This is a genomic window from Listeria sp. ILCC792 (assembly GCF_900186135.1).
GTDB classification, from domain to species: Bacteria; Bacillota; Bacilli; order Lactobacillales; family Listeriaceae; genus Listeria; species Listeria goaensis.
On sequence record NZ_FYBO01000014.1, the window covers coordinates 13,998 to 33,104 of the forward strand.

At 39.0% G+C, this 19,107-nt stretch carries 20 protein-coding genes and 1 tRNA gene; 14 read left to right on the forward strand and 7 right to left on the reverse strand.

The annotated features are described in order from the left end of the window. The first annotated feature begins 10 nt into the window (after positions 1-10). The 5 genes from menB (at position 11) to CFS60_RS12525 (ending at position 7,710) form a co-directional block, all read left to right on the forward strand. Entirely contained in the window at positions 11-826 is an 816-nt protein-coding gene (gene menB / locus CFS60_RS12505) for a 1,4-dihydroxy-2-naphthoyl-CoA synthase (protein ID WP_088809857.1), read from the forward strand. Continuing rightward, on the forward strand, positions 823-2,241 hold the full coding sequence (locus tag CFS60_RS12510; RefSeq protein WP_088839322.1) for an o-succinylbenzoate--CoA ligase: 1,419 nt from the start codon (positions 823-825) through the stop codon (positions 2,239-2,241). The genes menB and CFS60_RS12510 overlap by 4 nt, the downstream gene beginning before the upstream one ends. A gap of 21 nt (positions 2,242-2,262) precedes the next feature. Continuing rightward, a complete protein-coding gene (locus CFS60_RS12515) occupies positions 2,263-2,805 on the forward strand; it encodes a GNAT family N-acetyltransferase (RefSeq protein ID WP_088809859.1) in 543 nt (180 codons plus the stop codon). Between the two features lie 451 nt (positions 2,806-3,256). Then, on the forward strand, positions 3,257-5,446 hold the full coding sequence (locus CFS60_RS12520; protein WP_088809860.1) for an immunoglobulin-like domain-containing protein: 2,190 nt from the start codon (positions 3,257-3,259) through the stop codon (positions 5,444-5,446). A gap of 509 nt (positions 5,447-5,955) precedes the next feature. Continuing rightward, the gene (locus CFS60_RS12525; protein WP_088839323.1) at positions 5,956-7,710 is read left to right on the forward strand and encodes an immunoglobulin-like domain-containing protein; all 1,755 of its coding nucleotides are present in this window, start codon (positions 5,956-5,958) and stop codon (positions 7,708-7,710) included. 164 nt (positions 7,711-7,874) lie between these two features. On the opposite strand, the gene CFS60_RS12530 is transcribed toward CFS60_RS12525, so the two are convergent. Then, complete coding sequence (locus CFS60_RS12530) at positions 7,875-8,327, reverse strand: YslB family protein (protein WP_088809863.1); 453 nt, start codon at positions 8,325-8,327, stop codon at positions 7,875-7,877. 152 nt (positions 8,328-8,479) lie between these two features. Here CFS60_RS12530 and racE point away from each other — a divergent pair, with 152 nt between their 5' ends. The 5 genes from racE to CFS60_RS12555 all read left to right on the forward strand — a co-directional run bounded on the left by racE (position 8,480) and on the right by CFS60_RS12555 (position 11,405). Next, the gene (gene racE, locus CFS60_RS12535) at positions 8,480-9,283 is read left to right on the forward strand and encodes a glutamate racemase (protein WP_088809864.1); all 804 of its coding nucleotides are present in this window, start codon (positions 8,480-8,482) and stop codon (positions 9,281-9,283) included. Between the two features lie 17 nt (positions 9,284-9,300). Beyond that, positions 9,301-10,047: a ribonuclease PH gene (gene rph / locus CFS60_RS12540; RefSeq protein ID WP_088839324.1), complete on the forward strand. Its 747-nt coding sequence runs from the start codon at positions 9,301-9,303 to the stop codon at positions 10,045-10,047. A 4-nt stretch (positions 10,048-10,051) separates the two neighbouring features. Further along, the gene (locus tag CFS60_RS12545) at positions 10,052-10,663 is read left to right on the forward strand and encodes an XTP/dITP diphosphatase (RefSeq protein WP_088809866.1); all 612 of its coding nucleotides are present in this window, start codon (positions 10,052-10,054) and stop codon (positions 10,661-10,663) included. A gap of 41 nt (positions 10,664-10,704) precedes the next feature. Continuing rightward, positions 10,705-11,226 (forward strand): metallophosphoesterase, encoded by a 522-nt coding sequence (locus CFS60_RS12550; protein ID WP_088809867.1) that lies wholly within the window; start codon positions 10,705-10,707, stop codon positions 11,224-11,226. Positions 11,227-11,331: 105 nt separating this feature from the next. After that, positions 11,332-11,405 (forward strand) — tRNA-Arg (locus CFS60_RS12555). Between the two features lie 168 nt (positions 11,406-11,573). Here the strand turns inward: CFS60_RS12555 and CFS60_RS12560 are convergent. After that, positions 11,574-12,026, reverse strand: a complete 453-nt coding sequence (locus CFS60_RS12560; RefSeq protein WP_255377779.1) for a hypothetical protein — start codon at positions 12,024-12,026, stop codon at positions 11,574-11,576. 185 nt (positions 12,027-12,211) lie between these two features. On the opposite strand from CFS60_RS12560, the gene CFS60_RS12565 reads away from it, so the two are divergent. The 3 genes from CFS60_RS12565 (at position 12,212) to CFS60_RS12575 (ending at position 14,254) form a co-directional block, all read left to right on the forward strand. Next, complete coding sequence (locus CFS60_RS12565) at positions 12,212-12,469, forward strand: hypothetical protein (protein WP_088809868.1); 258 nt, start codon at positions 12,212-12,214, stop codon at positions 12,467-12,469. Positions 12,470-12,626: 157 nt separating this feature from the next. After that, on the forward strand, positions 12,627-12,989 hold the full coding sequence (locus CFS60_RS12570; protein WP_088809869.1) for a hypothetical protein: 363 nt from the start codon (positions 12,627-12,629) through the stop codon (positions 12,987-12,989). Then, a complete protein-coding gene (locus CFS60_RS12575) occupies positions 12,977-14,254 on the forward strand; it encodes a Y-family DNA polymerase (RefSeq protein ID WP_088815887.1) in 1,278 nt (425 codons plus the stop codon). Before CFS60_RS12570 ends, CFS60_RS12575 begins: the two co-directional genes overlap by 13 nt. 28 nt (positions 14,255-14,282) lie before the next feature. On the opposite strand, the gene CFS60_RS12580 is transcribed toward CFS60_RS12575, so the two are convergent. Next, complete coding sequence (locus CFS60_RS12580; RefSeq protein WP_088809871.1) at positions 14,283-15,641, reverse strand: MATE family efflux transporter; 1,359 nt, start codon at positions 15,639-15,641, stop codon at positions 14,283-14,285. 151 nt (positions 15,642-15,792) lie between these two features. Here CFS60_RS12580 and CFS60_RS12585 point away from each other — a divergent pair, with 151 nt between their 5' ends. Further along, entirely contained in the window at positions 15,793-16,044 is a 252-nt protein-coding gene (locus CFS60_RS12585) for a YdeI/OmpD-associated family protein (RefSeq protein WP_088809872.1), read from the forward strand. Positions 16,045-16,365: 321 nt separating this feature from the next. Here CFS60_RS12585 and CFS60_RS12595 read toward each other — a convergent pair whose 3' ends face one another. The 4 genes from CFS60_RS12595 to CFS60_RS12605 form a co-directional block, all read right to left on the reverse strand. Continuing rightward, positions 16,366-17,211, reverse strand: a complete 846-nt coding sequence (locus CFS60_RS12595) for a YitT family protein (protein ID WP_088809874.1) — start codon at positions 17,209-17,211, stop codon at positions 16,366-16,368. Between the two features lie 304 nt (positions 17,212-17,515). Then, on the reverse strand, positions 17,516-17,653 hold the full coding sequence (locus CFS60_RS13945) for a hypothetical protein (protein ID WP_162859614.1): 138 nt from the start codon (positions 17,651-17,653) through the stop codon (positions 17,516-17,518). Positions 17,654-17,723: 70 nt separating this feature from the next. After that, positions 17,724-18,782, reverse strand: coding sequence for a type I restriction endonuclease (locus CFS60_RS12600; protein WP_088809875.1), 1,059 nt, complete (start codon positions 18,780-18,782; stop codon positions 17,724-17,726). Positions 18,783-18,836: 54 nt separating this feature from the next. Next, entirely contained in the window at positions 18,837-19,049 is a 213-nt protein-coding gene (locus CFS60_RS12605; RefSeq protein WP_088809876.1) for a helix-turn-helix domain-containing protein, read from the reverse strand. Between the last annotated feature and the right edge of the window lie 58 nt (positions 19,050-19,107).

Sequence of the window (19,107 nt, forward strand, 5' to 3'; positions counted from 1 at the left end):
GGTTTTTTCTATGATTGAATGGAAAACGGAGAAAGTGTTTGAGGAAATTAAATATGAGTCGCACAACGGAATTGCGAAAGTAACGATTAATCGTCCGCATGTACATAATGCATTTACGCCTAAAACGGTGATGGAAATGATTGATGCGTTTAATTTGGCTCGCGATGATGAAAAAATTGGTGTCATCATTTTAACTGGTGAAGGCGACAAAGCGTTTTGTTCTGGGGGAGATCAGAAAGTGCGCGGGCACGGCGGTTATGTTGGCGATGACCAAATTCCACGTTTAAACGTGCTCGACTTACAGCGTCTCATTCGTATCATTCCAAAACCAGTTATTGCAATGGTTGCAGGCTGGTCAATTGGCGGCGGAAATGTGTTGCAACTTGTTTGTGACATTACAATTGCTGCTGACAATGCGAAGTTTGGTCAAACTGGACCGAACGTAGGAAGTTTTGACGCGGGGTATGGCTCTGGGTACTTGGCGCGCGTTATCGGGCATAAAAAAGCTAAGGAAGTTTGGTTTATGTGCCGCCAATATACGGCCGAGGAAGCGCTTGAAATGGGCTGGATTAATACGGTCGTACCCGTTTCTGAACTGGAAAATGAAACGGTCGCTTGGGCAGAAGAAATGCTTAAGAAAAGTCCGACAGCTTTGCGCTTTATTAAAGCGGCATTTAATGCCGATACAGATGGTTTGGCGGGAATTCAACAACTCGCAGGGGACGCAACACTTCTTTACTATACGACAGATGAAGCGAAAGAAGGCCGCGACGCCTTCAAGGAAAAACGCGACCCTGACTTCGATCAATTCCCGAAATTCCCATGATGAACTGGTTATTACAACGAGCGCAGGTTTCGCCACATGAAACTGCGCTTGTTTTCCGCGGAGAAAAATATTCGTTTGAAGAGGTGGCAGGGGACGCATTTTGTAACGCTGGAAAACTGGCCAGCCTGAACATTAAACCGGGCGATTTTGTGGCGCTTCTTGGAAAAAACAACAAGGAAACTTTTTTGATGATTCACGCTCTCCAATTGCTTGGCGCCATTCCGGTTTTTTTGAACAATCGGTTGACGGCTTCTGAAATGAATTTTGAGATTTTGGATAGCGGCGCCATTTGTACGCTTTTTGATGATGCCTTTGCTGATTTTTCGGTGGATTTAGACGGTGCGCGTCACGCATTTTCGGAAGTGGCTGCGCAAATCGCACGAGATTTTTCTGCCACAAAAAATGATTTTGATGACGTAGCATCGGTTATGTACACCTCTGGCACGACGGGAAACCCGAAAGGCGTTCTGCAAACTTACGGGAACCATTTCTTCAGCGCGACAGCTTCAGCACTAAATTTTGGCGTGAACCCACGTTCGGACGCGTGGCTTTGTGTGGTGCCAATTTTTCACATTAGCGGCCTGTCGATTTTGATGCGCTCGGTCATTTACGGGATTCCGGTTTTTTTGGAAGAAAAATTTGATGTGGTGCGCGTCACGAAACTACTAATGAGCGGGGACGTGACGCATGCTTCAGTCGTTCTGACAATGATTGAACGGCTACTTGCCCACAGTTCGGCGGCTTTCCACGAAAACGTGCGTGTTGTTTTGCTCGGCGGAAGTGCCGTTCGAAAAGACATGCTAGAAACCTGTTTTGCGCGCCGCATTCCAATTGTTCAGTCATATGGCATGACCGAAACGGCGTCACAAATTGTTGCGCTAAACCCGGCCGATGCGAAACGTAAAATCGGCTCCTCAGGCCGCATCTTGTTCCCCTCGGAATTGCATATTGAAAAGGCTAATGAGGCGGACGTTGACGGAGAAATCTGGCTGCGTGGGCCAACTGTTTTCAAGGGCTATCTGAACAACCCGGCTGCGACAGACGAAGCCACACAAAACGAATTCTTTCGTACCGGAGATATCGGCCACGTGGACGAAGAAGGCTTCCTATTTGTAGCAGAGCGCAAGGGTGACTTGATTATATCCGGCGGCGAAAACATCTACCCAACAGAAGTTGAACACGCCATTTTGAGTGATAAACACGTCTTAGAAGCCGCTGTTGTTGGAAAAAAAGACGCCAAATGGGGCGAAGTGCCAGTCGCACACCTCGTCGTCTTACCCACGTTCAGCGAGCCGCACCTAGTAGAAGCATTAAAGACCAAACTGGCCGCCTATAAAATTCCGAAAGCCTTCCACATCACGCCCGAGCTACCCAAAACCGCATCTGGCAAAATCAAGCGCCATCAACTAAAATAGCGGCTGAAAGGTGGAAAACCAATGTTCAAACATCAAATTGATGAGAAACTTACCATTCGCGTTTTAACTAAAAATGATGTAGACGACTATTTTGAACTGATTAAATCGGCCAAAAGTTATTTAAGAAACTGGCTGACGGTCAGCGATAAAGCTGAAACAAAAAGCGATACCGCGCGTAATATAGCGTATCAAATGAACGTTAATGAAGAAGTGCCAACTTTATTTATGATGGAATACGAAGGAAAACTCGTCGGCTCTATCAGTTTTCATACAATGGATAAAGTCAACCAGAGTGGCGAAATAGGTTATTGGTTAGCTGAACCGTTTCAAGGCCAAGGCCTGATGATTAAGTCGCTACGCTTTTTAATTGATTATGGCTTCCACACGCTTAAGTTACATAGAATTGAAATGAAAATTGCATCTAATAATGAGAAGAGCCAGTCCTTACCTGAAAAATTAGGCTTTAGAAAAGAAGGAATTTTGAAAGAGGCAAAATTTATCAATGGTCGCTTTGTTGATTATGTTGTGTACGGTTTATTGCTGGAAGAATACGAAAAAAAGTAGAAAATATTTTCTACTTTTTTTAATTCTTTAAAACTCTATTATAGAGTAAATAGATTAAGAAAGATTCATATATTCTCTGTAAATGTCATAAAATATACATATTTTTCGTTTAAAAAACTATTTTACTAGCCTATTTGTATATTTTTTGATGTTATTATGAGTATAACTGTTTATATTTTAGTTTAAATAAACAGTTATACTTTATAGCAAAGGAGGGACAACTGCGCGAATTTTTAGCTGTTCAGAAAAAGGCAATCAAGAAAAAACAAAATAATCTAAACGGTTCGTCAGAGTATGTAAAACTTATGAATAATCAATGGGGGACTTCTTGAGTACTACCCAACCTCACTTTAAATCAAAGTGAACTTACATATTTTCTAGATTGTAAAAAGGCGATTAGTTATGTTAATTTGGAAGATTGTCTTAACTAAGAAAAAGGGAGAGTGCAAACATGACTAGCAAAAAATCTAAGTTAAGGAAATTGAGCATTAGTGCCGTTTTGTCCACTGTTATTGCGTCAACTATTCTAACGACAGTACCTTATAATGCGGTAGCGATTGAAGCGAATCAGGAAGTAGTGGGTAATCAAGTTGTTAAAAATGTAAACGCTGCCATCGGAACTACAACAATTTGGGGAGGTGCCACTACAAAATCAACAATCGCTAAAGGTTTTGCAGAACCTGGTTCAGCCATTACGGTTACTAACAATGGTGTCCAAATTGGGACAGGACGCGCAGATTTTGAAGGCGGATATAGAATTAGCATTGCGGAACAAGCAGCTAATACGGTCATGACAGTGACAGCAACTAAAGATGGCAATACTTCGAGTGCTGATGCAACGGTCGTTTATACTGACCGTATTCCATTTGAAACGTATCCTGTTACCCCAAACTCAAACGTAATAAGTGGGACAGCGACGCCAGGAGCAGATATTGTTATTTCAGTGAATGATTCCGAGAACCAAATTGCGAGTGGTACAGTCAATACTAACGGTACATTTGCGTTTGTTATTCCAAAACAAGCAGCAGGTACTAAAATAAAAATATCATTAGCTTATCGCGAAATAGTAAATAATCAATCAACCATTGCTCTTAGTGTAGATTCTATCATTGTGAAAGAGGCAGATCTTGCTTTTACTACAATTAATAAGCTTACAACTGATTCGACGAGGGTGGAAGGAACAGCTGAACCTAACACTATAATTAGCATTAAAAATCAAAGCGGGACGCAACTGGCAGTTGGAAGCGTAGGTTCTGACGGTAGGTATAATTTAGCGATTCCCAAACAATTAGAAGGAACAATTATCACAGCTACTGTGACGGCAAAGGGACAAACCGAAAGTGCGTCCACAACAGTTGTGCGAGAGCGTATGGCACCCACAACCATTGAAGCAATAACAACGGATTCAGTAAGGGCAGAAGGAACCGCGGAACCAAATGCAGATATTGAATTGAAAAACCAAAGTGGTATTATCCTTGCGAGAGGCAAAGTTGCGACAGATGGCTACTACAGTTTGACCATTCCAAAGCAACCTGAGGGAACAATTATTACAGCTACAGCGACGGTAAGTGGTAAAACCGAAAGTGCATCCACAACGGTTAAACGCGAAAGTATTGCACCAACAACCATTAAGTCATTAACAACAGATTCAGTAAGGGCAGAAGGGACAGCAGAGCCAAATGCAGATATTGAATTGAAAAATCAAAGTGGTGTGGTGTTAGCAAGAGGTCGAGTGGCTTCTGATGGTGTGTATGTATTAACGATACAAAAACAAGCTGCGAATACGGTTATTATTGCAACGGCAACAGCAAATGGTAAAACGTCAAGTGCAAGCACAACTGTAGTACAAACTCAGACATCTACTGGTACAGTCAGCGTCAAAAAGGATTATCTTGTTGGCGTGGATAGCCGAATTCAAGCGGAAGTTACAGGAGATGTGACAAAAGTTTATCTAGAAGTAGATGGTGTGAGAAAATCAACTATTCCTGTGGCAAGTAGCTTTGAGTACTATGCCAAGAATGTCATTACTCACGTAAATCAAGATGTCTATTTAGTTGGACTTAATGCTTCTAATGAGCAGTTAGCACGCACAAAAGTGACCTTAAAAGATGGACAAATAAGAACAGGTACAGTTTCTCCTAAGAATTTTATTGTTGGGGCGGATGCTTATGTGAAAGGAACGTATACAGGAGATATCAAAAAAGTAGGTCTTTCAGTGAACGGCACGGTTCTTTACAGTATTCCAGTTGCAACAGATGGTAGTTTCCAGTACTATGCGCGGCCAAATATTACGAATGCCAATACGGATCAAGTATATGTTATTGGCTATAACTCAGAAGGCAATGAAGTTTCAAGAGTCAAAGTGACATTGTCCGGGACGAATAGTGAACTAGATGGCACTATTACAGCATATAACTACATATTAAATCAAGATAAATATGTGGTTGGAACGTATACAGGGAATGTAAAATACATTACTTTGAGAGTGAACGGAACGATTTTAAGTAGAATTCCGGTTGTAGACGGGAACTATACGTATTATGCACGTCCACAAATCACTTCGACAACAGATGTAGTTTCAGTCCTTGCATATAATAATGCAGGCAGTCTTATTGCTGAATCACCAGTCGCGGTAAGATAATCACGCAACAAAAAAGCATAGAACCAGTGAACTCCATTTTAAAAATGGGATTATGTCTGGTTTTATGCTTTTATTTTTTTGGTCCCATTTCACAATTAACAAAGTCTTCTTTTTCCGAAAAAGAAGCTAAAGGAAATTTTCTGTTTTCCGCTGGCTTGATTACATAAATAATATACTTTTTAAAAAATAAACGTAACATTTTATACATAAAATATGCAAAGAAAACTATTTTAGTATCCATTTCGTGTGTTTCTTTGATGGTATCATGATTATGTGTATTTTGATATTTCAAAACACATTCGTCATAATTCCCATCAAAGGAGGAGCATCCAAACGAATTTTTAATTATTTAGAAAAGATAATCATAAATAACAAGCGAGGCTAAACGGTGTGCTAAAGCATATAAAATCAATAACGGTATACTGTGAAAAGTTTTTTTTAAGATATACATGTTTTTAGATTTAAAGGCAGCTGTTAAATGACTATCTTAAACAAGGGAGAAGATAAATATGAAGAACAAAAAAGCTAAGTTAAGAAAGTTAAGTGTTAGTATTATTGCAGCTACAGTGTTTGTTGCAACAGTTATGACTACTTTACCACACGATGTGTTAGCGACAGAAACTAATCAAGAGGTTGTAAACGTTGACACGGAAACAAATACGAATGCTGCAGGCACAATCATTGTCAACCAAGACTTTTATGTTGGTACAGATAGTCGTATTCAAGCAGAGGCTACAGGTGCTGTGACAAGGGTTTATTTAGAAGTAGATGGTCTTAGAAAAGCGACTATTCCCATGGCTGGAAGCTTTGAATATTATGCGCGGCCTGAGATTACTGACGTAAACCAAGACGTGTATCTAGTTGGGCTTGATTCTTCTAATCAACAATTAGCACGCACGAAAGTCACGTTACGCAGCACAGATACTGTGACAGGAGGGGCTATTACAGTAAATCCTTATACAGTAGACCAAGATAGATACATAACAGGGACGTATACGGGCGATATAAAGTATGTTGCATTAGAAGTAAAGGGCATTGAACGAAGTAAAATGCCAGTTACAGGTGGCAGCTATGAATACTATGCCAGACTAACGGAGTCAGATGTAAATACAAATCAAGTGTACATCATTGCTTATGACTCGAAAAATGCCCAAATTGCAAGAGAGAAAGTTACATTACTTGGCACAGAAACAGGTAGTGACATAACGAGTACCCTTACAGTAAATCCCTTTACAGTAAACCAAGATAGAATCATAACAGGGACGTATACAGGTGATGTAAGATATGTTGCATTAGAAGTAAAGGGTGTTGAACGAAGTAAAGTTCCAGTTACAGGTGGTAGCTTTGAATGCTATGCCAGACTAACGGAGACAGATGTAAATACAGATCAAGTGTACATCGTTGCTTATGACTCGAAAATTGTCCGAACTACAAGAGAGAAAGTTACATTACTTGGCACAGAAACAGGTAGTGACATAACGAGTACCCTTACAGTAAATCCTTATATGATAAACCAAGATAGATATGTAACAGGAACGTATACAGGTGATGTAAAGTATGTGGCATTAGAAGTAAAAGGAGTTAAACGAAGTAAAGTTCCAGTTACAGGCGGTAGCTATCAGTACTATGCCAGATTAACGGAGACAGATGCAAATACAGATCAAATGTACATGATTGGTTATGATTCAAGTGGTGCTGAAGTTTCGAAAACAAAAGTTGCATTAAACGATACAAATAGTTCAACAGGTAGCATTAGCGCATATGATTATACGGTAAACCAAGATAAATATGTATCTGGAACGTATACGGGTGATGTGCAATATGTTTCTTTAGAGGTAAACGGAGCTACGCTAAGTAAAGTTCCAGTTGCAACAGATGGGAAGTATCGATATTACGCACGACCAAATATTACGAATGGAACTACAGATAAAGTGTATGTCATTGGTTATGACTCAAAAGGTACTGTCATTGCGAGAGAGGAAGTAAAATTATACAATTCTGGGAGTACAACTTGCACCATTACAGCAAACGATTATACAATAGACCAAGATAAATATGTATCTGGAACATATACGGGCAATGTAAGGTATGTGGCGTTAAAAGTAAATGGAGTTACTTTAAGCAAAGTTCCAGTTACAGCAGGAAACTATTCATATTACGCTCGCCCGCAAATTACTTCGATGACAGATATCGTTTCCATCATTGCGTATGATAGTGCAAGTATTAAAGTTTCTGAATCGACTGTTGCTATTCTAGTAAGGTAGTTTAGAAAGTTGTAGAAATACGCAATATGAGTTTTAAAAAGTAAAATCGATAAAGAAATAGTTTGTGCAATAACTTTTATGATGGTTGTTGCAACATTTTCAAATTATACACATAAAAAAATCAGGTAGTCGTCAGCTTTTAAACATGACGTGCTACCTGATTTTTAATAGTTTTCCTCGTTATCGGTCGTTTCTTTCCGGTCCCATTTCACAATTAGGAGCGCCTCTTTTTTCCGCGCGTTGATTTCATCGTAAGCTTCTGCGTAGAAGCCTCGCTGACTTTGAATTTGTTCCGCTAAAAACCCTGCTTCTAGTTTAAAAGTAGGATTTCCTTCCGCTAAAAAGCGCTTTTCGACCTGCTCACCGCTTAAAGTAATCCGTAACTCGTCTTTTTTCTCTTTCGTAAGCGTAAGTTCGCCGAAAGAAGCCTTTTTAAAAAATGCGCTTATTTCATCAAGAGAAGCTAAAGGAAATTTTCTTGCTAAATCTTTTCCGGCCCAGTAGAGGATATGTGGTGTTTCCTCGCCTAGTAGTTCAGGAATAAGATGGTCTCGCAACAATTCAAGGCCGAAGCTTGGAATTTGCGACTGAACGTCTTCATGAATTTCTTCTGTCATTGTGAATACCCCACTTTCTTCTTCACTATTATAACTAAAAGTAGCCCCAATTGGAAAGAGAGAAGGATAATTTTTGTAAAATACTTGCTAAAAGTGGGAAAAAATAAGAAAATGGAAACGTATAGATTTAAAATAGAAATTGAGGCGAGACCGTGAAACGAGCAATAGGATTTATTGATTCGGGGGTTGGGGGCTTAACCGTAGTAAAAGAAGTGTTAAAGCAACTTCCTCATGAAAACATTTATTATTTAGGTGATACAGCACGTTGTCCGTATGGTCCGCGTGATACAGAAGAAGTATTAAAATTCACTTGGGAAATGACGAATTTTTTAGTGGAGCGAAAGATCAAAATGTTAGTGATTGCTTGTAATACGGCAACTGCTGCGGCGTTAAAAGATATTCGCATGAAATTAGATATACCTGTCATTGGTGTTATTCAGCCTGGTTCTAGGGCGGCGCTTAAAGCATCGCGCAACAATCATATTGGTGTACTCGGGACGGTTGGAACCGTTCAAAGCATGGCGTATCCAAACGCTTTGAAGGGACTGAATAATCAAGTCAAAGTGGATTCACTTGCATGTCCAAAATTTGTTTCGATTGTGGAATCGGGCGAATATAAAAGCGCTATCGCGAAAAAAATTGTTGCAGAGTCACTTTTGCCGCTAAAAAGCACAAAAATTGATTCGCTTATTTTGGGCTGCACGCATTATCCGCTTTTAAAGCCGCTTATTGAAAACGTGATGGGCGAAGGCGTTGCGGTCATTAATTCTGGTGAGGAAACGGCCAGCGAAGTGAGCGCACTGCTCGATTATCATGATTTGCTCGAACGAAGAGGCGGCGAAACCGATCACCGTTTTTATACAACAGGTTCGGTCAAAATTTTCCATAATATCGCAAACGACTGGCTAAAACTACCTCAAATGGATGTCGAACACATCACTCTTGGGGAAAAATAAGGAAATCAGGTGTAAAAATGAGATTTGATGGTAGAAATAATGAAGAATTGCGTGAGATTAAGATAGAAAAAGACTACATCATGCATCCGGAAGGTTCGGTTTTAATTTCAGCTGGAAATACGAAGGTCATTTGTAACGCGAGCATTGAAGAAAAAGTTCCGCCGTTTATGCGTGGTGAAGGAAAAGGTTGGATTTCAGCTGAATACGCCATGCTGCCACGGGCGACAGGTTCAAGAAACATTCGCGAATCATCCAAAGGAAAAGTGAGCGGACGGACGATGGAAATCCAACGCCTGATCGGCCGCGCATTACGTGCTGTTGTCAATTTGGACGCGCTAGGGGAGCGAACAATTTGGCTCGACTGCGATGTGATCCAAGCGGACGGAGGTACGCGTACGGCTTCTATTACTGGCGCTTTTATCGCGATGACGCTTGCGGTTTATCGGTTACATACGGAGAAATCATTTGACTTATTTCCGATTCAAGATTTTCTTGCCGCTACAAGTGTGGGCATTTTAGATGAAGGGGAAGCGGTTTTAGACTTAAATTATGTGGAGGATAGCGCTGCAAACGTTGATATGAACGTGATTATGACGGGTGCAGGGCGGTTTGTTGAGCTACAAGGAACTGGCGAGGAGGCGACTTTTTCTGACGAGGAACTAAGTGAACTTCTTCGCTTAGGGCGGAAAGGGATTGCGGAGCTTGTTGAGCTACAAAAAGAACAATTAGGTGCGGATATTACGGCGCTTATAAAAGGGGAGTAAAGAGATGCGAAAATTAGTAATTGCAACGGGAAATGTTGGAAAAGCACAGGAATTTCGTGGGATTTTAGAAAAATATGATGTGGAAATTTTAACGCTGAAAGATTTTCCAGAAATTGGTGAAATCGAAGAAACGGGTACGACTTTTGCGGAAAATGCTGCTTTAAAGGCGACGACGGTAGCGAAAATTTTAAATCAAACGGTGCTAGCTGATGATTCGGGGTTAATTGTAGATGCACTAGACGGCGCCCCGGGCGTCTATTCTGCGCGTTATGCTGGCGAGGCACATAATGATGCCAAGAATAATGAAAAGCTCTTACGCGAGCTCGGAGACACGCCAGATGAAAAGCGTACGGCAAGATTCCACTGCACACTAGCTCTTGCCACACCAGACGGCGAGGTTGATTATTATGAAGGTGATTGCCAAGGGAAAATTGCACAAGCGCTTTCTGGAAAAAACGGGTTTGGCTATGATCCGTTGTTTTTCCTACCTGAACGCGGTGTGACGATGGCAAATTTAACGCCTGCTGAAAAGAACCAAATTAGCCATCGTGCGAATGCAATTAAAAATCTTGGTGCGAATATTGAAAAAGTACTAGAAAAAATTGATAAAAAGTGAGAAAATAGAAAGCAGTAGCACATGGGGAGGATATACATTTTATGAAATTAGTAGTAGTTAGCGACAGTCATCATGAACATGACTGCCTGCTTCGTTTAAAGGAAAAATATGAAAACAAAGTGGATGCTATGATTCATTGTGGTGACTCTGAACTTGAAAAGGATGATCCTGCTATTCAAGGCTTTCAGACGGTACGTGGAAACTGCGATTTTGGCGCTGACTTTCCTAATGACCTCGTTATCGAGGTCGGCGAGTACCGTATTTTTGTGACGCACGGTCATTTATACAATATTAAAATGACGTTAATGAACTTACGCTACCGGGCGCGTGAGCTTGATGCTGACTTTGTCTTTTTTGGCCACTCACACGAGTTGGGCGCCGAACTCATTGATCAGACGCTCATTTTAAACCCTGGCAGTATTTCTTTGCCGCGAGGTCAAATTCGCGTGAAAACCTATGCTTTAATCGAAAGTGTTCCTGAAGGGATTTGCGTAAAATTCATGGACGAAGATGATCAGGAGCTGACGGAGCTGACGCAAGTTTTTCCGCTTTTGAAGGCTTGAAAAAGTTCTCTTTTTGCAAAAATATAAGCGAACTTGCATAAAACCATTGACAAACGAATGAAATCGAAATAAAATGGTACTTGGCTGTTGAAAAATTAGCCATTTGTCCTGATAGCTCAGCTGGATAGAGCAACGGCCTTCTAAGCCGTCGGTCGGGGGTTCGAATCCCTCTCAGGACGTTATATTGAATTTTAGTGATACCAAGCTTTTCGGAGTTTGGTGTCTTTTTTGTTACTTTATGCAACGATTCAATATAAAAAACTTTTTTAATAGATAAATGCAAAAAAACTCAAAAAGTTAGGCTTTTAGTCTAACTCTTTGAGGCATAACATTTGTGGGCCAATTTTTTAGATTTTCGAAATATAAAGTGTATCTACTTTTCCATCATCGTCGGTGTCTGCTTGTAAAATTGTAAAATGCATGTCGCCGCTTTGGCATTCGTAGCCTGTCGAGCCGGAGCCATCTTGCATGTCAGTTAAAACAGTTGTTTCTTTTGGAATATAAGGCGATGCAAGGTCTAGCAATTTATCTTGAGATGCTGGAAAGTCTACATTTTTGTCTGTTACATCTGCTTGGATAAAAATAATTTTATTGTTTGCATCTACTGTATAAAATTCCGTTTCATACATGTTGGTCCAATTATCGGTAGTTTCGTGTAAGCCTTCTGTTTGTAAAGTTTGCCCGATAATGTTTTTCGGTTGGGTGTTTTCTTTGCTAGTCTCTTCTTTTTTGGAAGTATTTCCTGAGCAGCCAGATAGGATAATACCAAATATAAGGAGGAAGCCAAATAGTAAGGCCATTTTCTTCAAAATCATCATTCCCTTAATTATTTTTCACATTTCATTATAGCATTATTAAGATGCGATTTAAAAATTTTCAATATTAAAAGAATACGCCTTATTATGTATATTCTTTTATTTTTCTTTTGCGATTATTAGCAGTATAATCGCTAATGTGAAAAAAATAACATACGGGAGATGAAAGGATGAAAAGGTTAAACTCGGAAGATTACCGGGTCTTAATTTACCTCCATGAAGCGCATAAAGAAGATGATTCAGGTTACTTAAAGGCACATTATCACAACCTCAAACGTCTTAATCGTCACGGATTTTTGACGGTTGTTTATAATGAGAAACGCTTGCCTTATCTTATCATTTTTACGAAAAGAGCGAGCGATTTATTTAGAAATCGACATCGGCAAAGATATGAACACGAAAAAATTATGCTAGAATATAATATTTGACTTTAAGCCTTGTGATTTTTCGCAAGGTTCTTTTTTATCTAGTTACTTCGTTCCAGTATATTTTTAAAAGATGACTTTCGGACTGTATACTTTTGTTGATTAATTTAATACAATTTAAACGAACGTATGTTCTTTTTTAGGGAGGGGGCGAAATAAAATGAATTTACCTGGCGAAGAATTTGACCGAGGTATCCAAAAATGGGGTGGCTTCATTTTAAGTGAACATTCAGAGCAAATTGAACATGAGAAGAAGCATTTAAATTGGAAAGAGGCAATGAGTGCGAAAAACATTGAAATGATATTAAGCGAAGCATTGCTGCATCAGCAAACTGTCATTATTCAGCAGAAATTGCCAGTGTATAACCCGGATGGTTTTCCGGAAGCAGACTTAATTGGACGAATTGTTGGCATTCAAGATGGCGATATTTGGCTTAGAAGCGGGGAGAAAAACGTAAAAGTATTTTTTGATAGTATTCATCATGTGGCATGTAAAGAAGGCGAATCTAAATGGTACACGTAATGGATTATCAGCATGTGCCGCGAAAAGATATTTTATGCATTGATGTAAAATCATTTTTTGCGAGTGTGGAATGTGTTTCAAGGGGACTTAATCCGCTTACTTCATTTTTAGTTGTCATGAGCCACCCGGAAAATAGTGGGGGATTAGTTCTTGCTGCGACACCGCTCATGAAAAAAGTGTTTGGCATTCAAACGGGAGCGAGAAGATATGAGCTTCCAAACGATCCACGCATTATTGTTGCGCCGCCTCGTATGAAACATTATCTGGCTGTTAACTCACAAATACGGGCGGTTTTTTTACGATATGTGCCTAAAGAGTATTTTTTGCCTTATTCGATTGACGAAGTGTTTTTAGATGTGACTGGTTCGCATCGCCTTTTTGGGACGACTACAAGGATTGCGGAACAAATTCAAGCGGATATTTTAAAGGAAACAGGGCTTTATGTCACTTGTGGCATTGGCGATAACCTGCTTTTGGCTAAATTGGCACTTGATATTGAGTCGAAACATAGTTTTACGAGACGAGCGGAATGGCGGTATGAGAACGTTCCTGAGAAGGTGTGGCGCATTAAAAAGCTCACGGATTTCTGGGGCATAGGGGAGCGAATGGGGCGGAAGCTTAGGGATATTGGCATAAATAGCATTTATGAGCTTAGCCAAACAGAGCCAGGGCTGCTCAAGAAACATTTTGGGGTAATTGGGCAGCAGCTTTACTATCATGCGCACGGTCTCGATTATAGCCGTATCAATGAAACTTATAAACCTATCGAAAAATCTTTTGGGAAAAATCAAATTTTGGAACGCGACTACAAAGATGCAAAAGAAGTTGTGATTGTCATAAAAGAAATGGCCGAAGAGATGGCGTCGCGCCTTCGCAAAAATTTTGTGGACACCAATCGGGTGTTTTTGAGTATTGGTTACAGCAAATATAGTCCAATTCGAGGCTTTAGACATCAAATTAAAATCCAGCCGACAGATTCGAGTGTGCGGCTTAAAGCCATTTTAGAAATGCTGTTTTGGAAATATTATCAGCAGCAATCTGTTCGCGTCATCGCCATTTCATTTGGTGGCATCGCACTAAAAAAGGGCTTGCAGCTTAATTTGTTTGAGAATCCTATTAAAACGCTGCAAATGGAACAATTAGAGCGAACAATTGACAAGATTCGCGCGCGCTATGGCTATAAAGCCTTAATGCATGCGAGCAGCCTTTCAAGCGGGGCCACTGGAATGAAGCGGTCGACGTACATTGGCGGGCATCAAGGGTAAAAACCGCTAAAATTTTTAGCGGTTTTTATTAGACATCTTTCAACTCTTGCTTTTTTGCGAATAACGTGCTTTTTTGAGCGATCTTTTTCCGGAAGCGATAGGTAAGATAAATGGAACGTAGCAGTAAATCGAGTCCAATCGAAAGCCAAATGCCGGCAATATCCATCTGAAGCCATAAGCTGAAAATAATCACGCCGATAATCCGGACGCCCCACATGCCAATAACCGTGCTATATAAAGGCGATTTCGTATCACCCAAACCTTGAAGAGCGCCTGTAAGGATTAAACTAATCGCTAAAATAGGCTGAATAAAAGCATCGATGCGCAGAGCGATTATAATTTTATGCAGCGCTTCTGGGTCTTGTGTAAACCAACTGCCAAATACAGGAGCGAAAAAGAAGAGAACGGCGCCAAAAGCACTCATAATTATCAGCCCAATTTTAGCAGACAAAAATCCCAATTGTTTCGCTTCCTGATAGTTTTTAGCACCCACACTCATACCGACAAGTGTTGTCGCCGCAATGGCAAAACCATAACCAGGCATATAAGTGAAGCTTTCAATAGTCCCAGCAATCGAGTGAGCGGCGTATGTTTTAATCCCTACAGCTACAATTAAGCTGAAATAAAGTACTTGTCCTAGACGCATGACAAGCCGCTCCAAAGCTGCGGGAATAGAGAGGCGAATAAGCGCCGAATAATTGGATTTTCGGAATAATTTGCGGAAAGAAAGATGAAAATCAGTTTGTTGAATTTTCATGTATAGTAATAAACAGCCAATGAGCCTAGCGATAACAGTCCCAATTGCACTGCCGACTACGCCAAATGCGGGGATAAATCCGATACCAAAAATCAAGATGTAGTTTAAAAGAACGTTCAAAATATTAATGACGAAACTAATTTTCATAGGTGTTTTTGTATCTCCGGCAGCGCGTAATACGCTTCCCCATACAGTCATCAAAGAAATGAAAACGGAGCTTCCGCCAACTATAGAAAGAAAAGGGACTGCATAAACTAGAACGGAATCCTTAGCGCCCATTAACTGCAGGAGTGGAGAGGCAAAAAGGAGTGTAAGGACACTAAATAAAGCTCCAACTAAAATCGCAATAAATGTAGATTGAGAAACGATTTCTTTGGCAGCGGTTACTTTTTTATCGCCTAGATAGCGCGCAATTAGTGAGGCAGTTCCAATCCCTAATGCGAGAAATATGGCAAGGTAGACGGCAAGAATGGTGTTAGCAAGCCCTACGGCAGTGACGGCAAGCAAACCGATTCGAGCAACCATTAGCCCATCAACAAACCCCATCATAGTTTGAAGGAGGTTCTCAATCGTAGCGGGGATAGCCAAATTTAAGATTTTTCTAGTGGGGGATAGCGCTTTATGATGCATAGATACACGTCCTTAAGTTAAAGTATGTTCACTATTCATTCAGAAAATTGTACCATGTTCTTTTATGAAAACGCAATCCCATTTCACAAGATGTTTGTCTAAAAAAAGAAGGGGAAAATGATTTAAAATAGGAGGAAGGGAAGTTAACGACGTGAATCCATATATTAAAGAAACGAATTTAAAACGTGAGATTTATCCTTTGCCTGAAGATATTCATCAGTTGTTGAAAGAACATCAAGTTTTAGAAGCCTATAAAAAGCGCCCAGATTTTCAAAAAAATGATTATATTGGGTGGATTGGACGCGCAAAACGTGAGGAAACTCGCCATAAAAGAATCGAACAAATGATTACAGAGCTAAAAGGTGGCAAAAAATATATGAATATGGATTATGAAGGGAAATAGGAGGAAGCAATACTAGTAAACCCCACCGAAAATCAATTCGGCGGGGTTTACACGTGTTATTTCTTAGTCGTTGCGTCCCTTTTTAATGAGTTTATAACGTAAATGGTAACATGCAATTCCTAGAAAAAGTAAAAATAGTCCTAAAAGCAAATTTTCAATGTTACTAAAATCCCATGAGAGGGAGATACCAATATTTATGACCCCTAAAATACTAAATAATAAGCTAACAACAAGGAGGAAACGAAAGGGAATAGTAGAAAACTTCATAAAATCGCCTCACTTGTTTATTGAATCGAACTTATTTTAGCATAAAAAATCAATTTATTCACTTGTTATTTGTTTTGTAAACCCTTCACCAACAACACTTTGGGCATCATTAATAATGAAAAAGGCTTTTTCATCATGTTTGTTAACAATTTTGGTAAGTGGCAAAAGTTGCTGTCTGCTAATGACGATATAAAGAATTTTCTTATCTTCTTTTTTATAATAGCCTTGTCCGTCAAACAGAGTCATGCCACGACCGATTTTTAAATCAATTTCACGAGCGATATCTTCATATTTATCTGAAATGATAGTAACGGATTTTTTAGGATTAAAGCCTTCTAAAATTAAGTCGAGTACTTTTGTAGAAACATAGAGTGAAACAATTGTGAAAAGCATGTTTTGTAAGCCAATAATAAAAGTTGAGGGAATGACAACGATGAGGTCAAAAAAGAGGAGCGCATAACTTGTATTCCAGCCAAGATATTTATTCGCAATTTTAGCTAAAATGGCACTTCCTGCTGTTGTTCCACCACCGTGCATAATAAGTCCCATACCAAATCCCATTAACACGCCAGCAAAAATAGCTGCGATAATCGTTTGGTCAGTTACAAAGGTTATATTTTCGGTTAGACGTAAAAAAAGTGATGTAAAAATAATGGCTATAATTGTAAGAATAATCGTCAACCGATCCAAAAATTTATATCCGATAATAAGCAAAATCCCATTGAAAATTAAAGTAGTAATAGCCGGTGCAATTCCAAGTGTGTAGTATAAAATCATCGTAAGTCCCGTAACACCACCTTCACCGAGATGGTTTGGAATCGCAAAAACGTTTACTGCTAGCGAAAAAATAAGCGCCCCTATAATAATTTTCGCAAAATTAAAAGCCCATTTTTTATTCATAGTATAACCCCTCTCTTTTCCTAGTGAGCAGAAAAAGACCCCGAGCATCCCAAAAGGGTGTCGGAGTCTTTTTGTAAAAAAGCATTAAGGCAATCGCCGTTAACTGTCTCACCATAAAAACATAAATTCTATTACTAAATTAGCATAAAATTTTTAAAATGGCAACTCAATTTTTTTAAGAAAATATCGCTAGAATAGGCATAAGATTAAGTAAAACAAGCCCTAACAAAACAGAGATGACAATTTTTATAACAAGTGGCTTTTCACTTTCTGCTTTTTTCATGTGGAAATCCTCCTTTGATGATTACTTTTTCCAATGAACAAATTCATTTTTTAGCGGCATATAAGTGGCCGTCTTTTTCTTGTAAACTTGAAGCGCTACAATAGCTCCTAAAGTTGCAGGAAAAACGATTGCCATCACAATCAGCAATGTTTGCTTCATGAAAATCGCCCCCTAGGTAGTGAATTATTATAGTATTAGTGTACCACATGCTTTGCCTAAGTAGCTATTTTTATAAATATTTTTCAACAATGGGTGTGATTTTTTCTTTATAGTTAAAAATATCTGTGACATTCACTAGCTCAAGTTCAGTTTTCTTTTCATCATTTAAAATAATAAACTTACGGGAGTTATTAATATAAAGTCTAAGAATCCATTTACGAATATTATCATCAATGAGAATGTTGAAATATGATTTGTTATCTCTGTAGTAAAGTCGTTCCAAATCGATTGAATCTTTTAATACTAGTTTCGTTGTAGCAAAAGCTTCAATTTCTTCTTCGGTTGTTATAGTTTCTTTTTCGTTTGTTTCATGTAGACTAGTTTCTTCATCTTCTTTGCTTAAGTTTACAGAATTATTTAGGGCAGCATTTAACTTACTATTCACTTGTTCAGAAATAAATTGTCTAAATCCTTTTTTGATAACTGGTGTGAATTTATCAATTACAGCTTTTGACTTTTTCCCCTCATAAATTTCGGTCATAATAAATTTTACAAACTCTTCACTAGGGTCATTTAATTGTTTGGTTAGAAATTCTTTTATAGCTCCAAGATATTTAAGATCAGAAGCTGCTTTCGAGATATTGATTAGGTCAAATTGTTCTTTATGAAACTTGAAAATTTCAGCTTCTTGTCCATCTTTTAATTCGGTTAAGTGAAACGAGAAGAAAGGTTTACTATCCATTTTATTCGTTTCATCTAAATCAGTATAAAAACGATATTCGTTACCATTTGTCAATATTCCGATTTTAGCAGAGGTTGTCCCAAAATATCGAAACAGTTGAGAATCGTGGTTGTTCAATTTTTCATTGATTGATTTAGCTTCAATTAAAATAAGTGGTTTCCCATCTTCTAATATGGCGTAATCTACTTTTTCTCCCTTTTTTATACCTACATCAGCAATGTATTCTGGTGAAAACTCTAAGGGATTGAAAATATCATAACCTAGAGTTTGAAAGAAGGGCATAATTAATGATGTTTTTGTGGCTTCCTCTGTAGTAATATTTTCCTCTAATTGCTCTACACGTGCGCTTACAGAAAAAAGTGTCTTAGAAAACTGTTCAAAATCCAATATCCTTCATCTCCTATTATTATAATGTGATTATTTTGATAGTCAAAAGCATGTTTAGGATGTATTGCTTTTCCCGAGTAAATAATCTGTACTTACGTCATATAAATCAGAAAGTTTTACAATCATTTGGGCATCAGGTTCACGTGTCCCGTATTCCCAGTTAGCATAAGTACCTAAATTTTTCAAACCAAGCTTATGTATAACCAGCGTTTTTGTCCAACCTCTGTCTTCGCGTAAGCTTGTGAGTCGTTCACTTAAAATGGTCATACTGGTACCTCCCTCATAGTTAGAATTATACAATATATAAACAGAAAATATAGTTTGT

What these genes read in the sequence shown, in the direction of transcription:
- CFS60_RS12510 (WP_088839322.1), top strand. Translation starts at nt 823, where the DNA reads ATGATGAACTGGTTATTACAACGAGCGCAGGTTTCGCCACATGAAACT.
- menB (WP_088809857.1), top strand. Translation starts at nt 11, where the DNA reads ATGATTGAATGGAAAACGGAGAAAGTGTTTGAGGAAATTAAATATGAG.
- CFS60_RS12605 (WP_088809876.1), bottom strand. Translation starts at nt 19,049, where the DNA reads ATGACCATTTTAAGTGAACGACTCACAAGCTTACGCGAAGACAGAGGT.
- CFS60_RS13945 (WP_162859614.1), bottom strand. Translation starts at nt 17,653, where the DNA reads ATGAAGCAAACATTGCTGATTGTGATGGCAATCGTTTTTCCTGCAACT.
- CFS60_RS12530 (WP_088809863.1), bottom strand. Translation starts at nt 8,327, where the DNA reads ATGACAGAAGAAATTCATGAAGACGTTCAGTCGCAAATTCCAAGCTTC.
- CFS60_RS12520 (WP_088809860.1), top strand. Translation starts at nt 3,257, where the DNA reads ATGACTAGCAAAAAATCTAAGTTAAGGAAATTGAGCATTAGTGCCGTT.
- CFS60_RS12570 (WP_088809869.1), top strand. Translation starts at nt 12,627, where the DNA reads ATGAATTTACCTGGCGAAGAATTTGACCGAGGTATCCAAAAATGGGGT.
- CFS60_RS12515 (WP_088809859.1), top strand. Translation starts at nt 2,263, where the DNA reads ATGTTCAAACATCAAATTGATGAGAAACTTACCATTCGCGTTTTAACT.
- CFS60_RS12595 (WP_088809874.1), bottom strand. Translation starts at nt 17,211, where the DNA reads ATGAATAAAAAATGGGCTTTTAATTTTGCGAAAATTATTATAGGGGCG.
- rph (WP_088839324.1), top strand. Translation starts at nt 9,301, where the DNA reads ATGAGATTTGATGGTAGAAATAATGAAGAATTGCGTGAGATTAAGATA.
- CFS60_RS12565 (WP_088809868.1), top strand. Translation starts at nt 12,212, where the DNA reads ATGAAAAGGTTAAACTCGGAAGATTACCGGGTCTTAATTTACCTCCAT.
- CFS60_RS12580 (WP_088809871.1), bottom strand. Translation starts at nt 15,641, where the DNA reads ATGCATCATAAAGCGCTATCCCCCACTAGAAAAATCTTAAATTTGGCT.
- CFS60_RS12525 (WP_088839323.1), top strand. Translation starts at nt 5,956, where the DNA reads ATGAAGAACAAAAAAGCTAAGTTAAGAAAGTTAAGTGTTAGTATTATT.
- CFS60_RS12545 (WP_088809866.1), top strand. Translation starts at nt 10,052, where the DNA reads ATGCGAAAATTAGTAATTGCAACGGGAAATGTTGGAAAAGCACAGGAA.
- CFS60_RS12575 (WP_088815887.1), top strand. Translation starts at nt 12,977, where the DNA reads ATGGTACACGTAATGGATTATCAGCATGTGCCGCGAAAAGATATTTTA.
- CFS60_RS12550 (WP_088809867.1), top strand. Translation starts at nt 10,705, where the DNA reads ATGAAATTAGTAGTAGTTAGCGACAGTCATCATGAACATGACTGCCTG.
- CFS60_RS12560 (WP_255377779.1), bottom strand. Translation starts at nt 12,026, where the DNA reads ATGGCCTTACTATTTGGCTTCCTCCTTATATTTGGTATTATCCTATCT.